This window comes from Mesorhizobium sp. M7A.F.Ca.CA.002.05.1.1 (genome assembly GCF_003998335.1).
GTDB lineage: Bacteria > Pseudomonadota > Alphaproteobacteria > Rhizobiales > Rhizobiaceae > Mesorhizobium.
The window spans coordinates 1-4,520 of record NZ_RZQI01000484.1 but is presented as its reverse complement, the minus strand read 5'-3'; the positions used below and the strand labels follow the sequence as shown (position 1 = coordinate 4,520).

The 4,520-nt window shown below is 63.0% G+C and carries 7 protein-coding genes; 2 read left to right on the top strand and 5 right to left on the bottom strand.

Features of this window, described 5'->3' with window-relative positions:
• From EN939_RS22125 to EN939_RS22115, 3 genes are all read right to left on the bottom strand, one after another.
• Nucleotides 1-475: fatty acid desaturase (locus EN939_RS22125; RefSeq protein ID WP_206528317.1), on the bottom strand; the 475-nt coding region annotated here is incomplete at its 3' end.
• Nucleotides 476-626: 151 nt separating this feature from the next.
• Nucleotides 627-1,004 carry a hypothetical protein gene (locus tag EN939_RS22120; RefSeq protein WP_127269664.1) on the bottom strand — a complete coding sequence of 126 codons (378 nt, stop codon included), beginning with the start codon at nt 1,002-1,004 and terminating at the stop codon, nt 627-629.
• 99 nt (nt 1,005-1,103) lie between these two features.
• Nucleotides 1,104-1,304, bottom strand: coding sequence for a hypothetical protein (locus tag EN939_RS22115; RefSeq protein WP_127269662.1), 201 nt, complete (start codon nt 1,302-1,304; stop codon nt 1,104-1,106).
• Between the two features lie 239 nt (nt 1,305-1,543).
• On the opposite strand from EN939_RS22115, the gene grpE reads away from it, so the two are divergent.
• On the top strand, nt 1,544-2,179 hold the full coding sequence (gene grpE / locus EN939_RS22110) for a nucleotide exchange factor GrpE (protein ID WP_127269660.1): 636 nt from the start codon (nt 1,544-1,546) through the stop codon (nt 2,177-2,179).
• 119 nt (nt 2,180-2,298) lie between these two features.
• The gene (locus EN939_RS22105) at nt 2,299-2,931 is read left to right on the top strand and encodes a trimeric intracellular cation channel family protein (protein WP_127269659.1); all 633 of its coding nucleotides are present in this window, start codon (nt 2,299-2,301) and stop codon (nt 2,929-2,931) included.
• Nucleotides 2,932-3,016: 85 nt separating this feature from the next.
• On the opposite strand, the gene EN939_RS22100 is transcribed toward EN939_RS22105, so the two are convergent.
• Together EN939_RS22100 and EN939_RS22095 are read right to left on the bottom strand one after the other, a co-directional pair.
• Entirely contained in the window at nt 3,017-3,892 is an 876-nt protein-coding gene (locus EN939_RS22100) for a GNAT family N-acetyltransferase (RefSeq protein WP_023812526.1), read from the bottom strand.
• 181 nt (nt 3,893-4,073) lie between these two features.
• A partial coding sequence (locus tag EN939_RS22095; RefSeq protein ID WP_164751141.1) for a response regulator occupies nt 4,074-4,520 on the bottom strand: 447 nt, incomplete at its 5' end.

Sequence of the window (4,520 nt, the reverse complement as noted above, 5' to 3'; positions counted from 1 at the left end):
GCGGATGGCGATAGAGAGGATAGGCGAGGCGGCCCCGCCACGACATCTGCCGGTATTCTGCAACGGTCAGCGTCCGGATGTCGCCCATGCCGCGTTCGTCAAGATTGCCGGCGCTGGCGTGGTGCGTCGCGTGGGCGCGCCGCCAGCAATCGTAGGGCGTCAGCGTCAGGATGCCGAGCGCGCGGCCAATCCAGTCGTCCGCGTAACGATTGGCGAAGAAGGAGCCGTGGCCGCAATCGTGCTGGATCATGAAGATGCGCACCAGAAACCCGGCCGCGGGGAGGATGAGGACCAGTCCCCACCAATGGCCATAGGCATAAGCCGCCGAAGACAGCCCCCAGAGTATGGCGAATGGAATGAGGGTGATGGCGAGTTCGACGGCGCTGCGCCGCCTGTCAGGCTTCTTGTAGCGGGCGAGAATCTTCAACCAGGCGCGCTTGCTGTTGGCGACCGCCTCAGGGGAAATCATGTTCATCAGGAAGCATAGGCGGGGCGCCTCGCCGCCGCAAGGCAACATCACGCAAAATTACTGTGCGTAATTGTCGCGTAGCTTGGCGATCGAGCCTGCCAACCCGCCAGCTCGACCTGCTGATGGCTCTGAGCGTCGGTTTTCCGCTGGTCGATCGCTATTCGCGATCGAGGATAGGGCAGCCGCGCTCGGTGCCAAAAGTCACGCGCACGCGGTCGCCGCCCTGTCTGCCGCGGACCGTGATCTCCCGGCGGCCGACGGACTCTATCCTTGCGCGGCGGATGCCCATTCGGTCTGCCTTGTCGAGAGCCCGGTCTTCCGTGCAGCCTCGTTGACGGCGGTCGCGCCGATCGTCGCGACGGGGGCCTTCGCAATCGTCGTAGGCGGGGTCGCAATCTTCCATGAGCTTCAGCCGCGGGCCATGTTTGCCCAATTGCAGCTGAAGATTGTCTGCTTGTGCCGGAAAGGCCGCCAAGGTGATGGCGCCGAGGCCGACAAACGCTATCAGCGATGAGGTGATCGAAACCTTGCGCATTTACGTCCTCCATTGAACCACAACACATCTATCCTTAGATGGTTCGGCTCTCCCCGGCTATTGCCGATAGGAGGTTTGCTGCCAAGATCGATTGTTGCGTTACCGCCGGCGCCAGCCGATGTCACCGCGCTCCGCCCCATCGAGGCGGTCGAGCAGTTCTCTGAACCGATCGGGGATGTCGGCCTCGGTGCGGAAGGCCGGCAAGGTGCGCAGAAAGCGGGTCACCGCCTCGGCGCCGAACTGGCGCCTGATCTCGATGGCCAGCCCCTCTGCCTTTTCGCCCATGTTGCGGGTCATCATCTCAAAATCCTGTGTCGGCTTCGAAACTCCTGCAGCAAGAGAATGGTTCCCCCATCATGCCTGTATGGCAAGCAAAGCCCGCGGTTAAGGTAAAATTTGAATTAAAGTCGAAATGTCTTGCCTGTCATTGCCCGGCCTTGGCCGGCGGCTTCCATAGTCGCTTACCCCTTGATTTTTGGCCACCAAACATCGATATCGGGCACAAAATCCACATCATTCGAGATTGACGGGAAACGGCGATGAGCGACCAGGCAAAAGACGAACGCGCGCCCGACGAAGTCGAGGCGACCGAGCCCACAGCCGAGCGCACGGAAGGCAGCACCGACGGCGACTATGAAGCCCTTGTGCGGCTGCTGAAGGAAAATGAAGAGCTGAAGGACCGCGCGCTGCGCGTGGCGGCGGAGATGGAAAACCTGCGTCGCCGCACGGCGCGCGATGTGCACGATGCGCGAACCTACGCGGTCGCGAATTTCGCCCGCGACATGTTGTCGGTGTCGGACAATCTGCGCCGCGCGCTGGATGCGATTCCCGCCGAGGCCAAGGCATCGGGTGACGCCGGCTTCAAGGCGCTGATCGAAGGCGTCGACCTCACCGAGCGCGCCATGCTGTCGGCGCTGGAACGGCATGGGGTCAAGAAGCTCGCGCCGGAAGGCGAGAAGTTCGATCCCAATTTCCACCAGGCGATGTTCGAAGTGCCCAATCCGGATGTCCCGGCCAACACCGTGGTCCAGGTCGTGCAGCCGGGGTATTCGATCGGCGACCGCGTGCTGCGCCCGGCCATGGTCGGCGTCGCCAAGGGTGGTCCGAAGTTCGCCGCCGCTGAAGCACCGGTTGAGCCGGGGCCGGTGAACGAGCAGGCTGAGAAGGATGCGTAGTTAGGGCAGTAAGGGAGTAAGGGAGTAAGGGAGTAAGGGAGCGTACCAACGGTGCGGCTTTGTGATAAACATACTCTCCTATTCTCCTATTCTCCTCTTCCCTTACTCCCCTGGTCTGCATGAATGCCATCGCGCTTCTCGACTATGCCGGTGTCGCCGTCTTCGCGGCGACCGGCGCGCTTGCGGCTTCGCGTAAGCAGCTCGACATCATCGGCTTCCTGTTCCTGGCCAGCGTCACCGGGATAGGCGGCGGCACGCTGCGTGACGTCATCCTCAACCTGCCGGTTTTCTGGGTCGCCAACTCCGGCTATGTGCTGGTCTGCGCCGCGGTTGCGGTGCTGGTCTTCTTCAGCGCGCATCGTGTCGAATCGCGCTGGAAATGGCTGCTCTGGCTCGACGCCATCGGGCTCGCCGCCTTTTCGGTGATGGGCGCGGCCAAGGGGCTTGCGATTACCGGCTCGCCGGTCGTCTCCGTCATCACCGGCGTGCTCACCGCCACTTTCGGCGGCATTTTGCGCGATCTCCTTGCCGGCGAGCCATCGGTGCTGCTCAGGCCCGAAATCTACGTCACGGCCGCCCTTGCGGGTGCCGGGCTTTACACGCTTGGCGATCTTGCCGGACTGCCGCCGCTCACCTCGAACCTTGCCGGCTTTGCGGCGGCGTTCCTCGTGCGTGGCGGTGCGCTCAAATTCGGCTGGTCGTTTCCGTCCTACAAGAGCCGACCCGGCCGGCGGCCGGAAGATATTTTGTGAAAGGAAGCGAATAGCGAGTAGCGAATAGCGAATAGCGAATAGGAGCTGAACGAGATAGCTCTCGCTACTTTCTATTCGCTATTCGCTATGCTGCGAAGCGCTGGGCTTCGCCGCCATAGTAGTTGACGTAGCGGGCGCCGATTTCCTTGACCGGCATCACGACGAACACATCGACCGTCGAGAATTCGCGATCGATGACGCAGCCGTCGCCGATGCGGGCACCGACGCGCAGATAGCCCTTGACCAAAGGCGGCATCGCGGCGATCGCCGCCTTGGCATTGACGGCCTCGATCGGCATCAGGTCCATCGAGCAGTAGCGCCCGGACACCGCGCGCACGTCCCAGGCCGAATTGGTGCGGCAGTGGTGGGCGAGGTAGGTGAGCGCCTCGGCATGCGCCGCCGGCACGGTGCCGTGGAAGGAAGCGCAACCAGTCATCACACCGATTTCGTAATGGTTGATGTAAGCCCAGATGCCTTGCCACAACGCCTCGATGGTGCGCTTCGAGCGGTATTCCGGCAAAACGCAGGAGCGGCCGAGTTCAAGGAAACGCTGGCCGGGGTGACGGGCGATGAGCTTGGTCAGCTCGAATTCACCTTCGGAATAGAAACCGCCGGCCGTGGCCGCGATTTCTTGCCGCAGCAGCCGATATGTGCCGACGATGCGGCGATGTTCGGGACCGGAAAGCGTGGTGTCCAAAACAAGCAGATGATCGCAGAGCGGATCGAACCGGTCGGCGTCACGGCGGTCATGGGCCTGGAACAGGTCCTTCCTGGCGCCAAGTTCGTCGTAGAACACCCGGTAGCGCACTTCCTGCGCGGCCGCGATCTCGGCCTCGTTGCGAGCGAGCCGCACTTCAAGATTGCCTATACGGCCCAGCGCCGCGCCCTTTATGACGGAATCGACGTTACGTCCGGCAAGCAAGGCGCTGCTGGCGTTCGGCCGAGTGTCACATTCCGGCATAACTGTATGCACGAGTGATTCTCCTTCGAGCCATCCCTCTTGGCACGGGGATACGGTGTAGGTGCAACAGGATTGTGACAGTACCGTGATACGACGCCGTGGGCAATACTTCGTCGGCTGGCGAATACGATCAACCGGCTACGTTTAAGTGATCGCGCGGTGCGGATGGGCGGTGGAAAGCTCAGGCTGCGACGACCTGGCCCTCGACGGCATTGACCAGCGCCTCGGGGTCGAGCGGCTTGGTGACAAAGCCGCTGGCGCCATGGGCCAACACCGCATGGCGGGTCTTTTCCTGGCTGTCGGCCGACAGCACCATGATCGGTACCGGCCGCACGGCACTTTCTTCCTCATGGCGGCGGATGGCGGCGATCGCGTCCAGCCCGTCCATGACCGGCATGTGCAGATCCATCAAGACCACGTCGAAGCGGTCCTTGTGCGCGGCGCCGGTGACAGCCTCGACGGCGGCCTTGCCGTTGCCAACCACCCTGACGCGATGCCCGGCCTTCAGCAGCGTGGCGCGGGCCAGCATGGCGTTGATGTCATTGTCCTCGGCGATCAGCACCGACAGGCCGCGCTGGCGGTTGCCGACGGCGCGCAGCGACGGCGCGCCGCGCTTTTCGGGCTGCGG

Coding starts and splice junctions, on each gene's coding strand:
- EN939_RS22120 (WP_127269664.1), bottom strand. CDS start 1,004: ATGCGCAAGGTTTCGATCACCTCATCGCTGATAGCGTTTGTCGGCCTC.
- EN939_RS22115 (WP_127269662.1), bottom strand. CDS start 1,304: ATGATGACCCGCAACATGGGCGAAAAGGCAGAGGGGCTGGCCATCGAG.
- grpE (WP_127269660.1), top strand. CDS start 1,544: ATGAGCGACCAGGCAAAAGACGAACGCGCGCCCGACGAAGTCGAGGCG.
- EN939_RS22105 (WP_127269659.1), top strand. CDS start 2,299: ATGAATGCCATCGCGCTTCTCGACTATGCCGGTGTCGCCGTCTTCGCG.
- EN939_RS22100 (WP_023812526.1), bottom strand. CDS start 3,892: ATGCCGGAATGTGACACTCGGCCGAACGCCAGCAGCGCCTTGCTTGCC.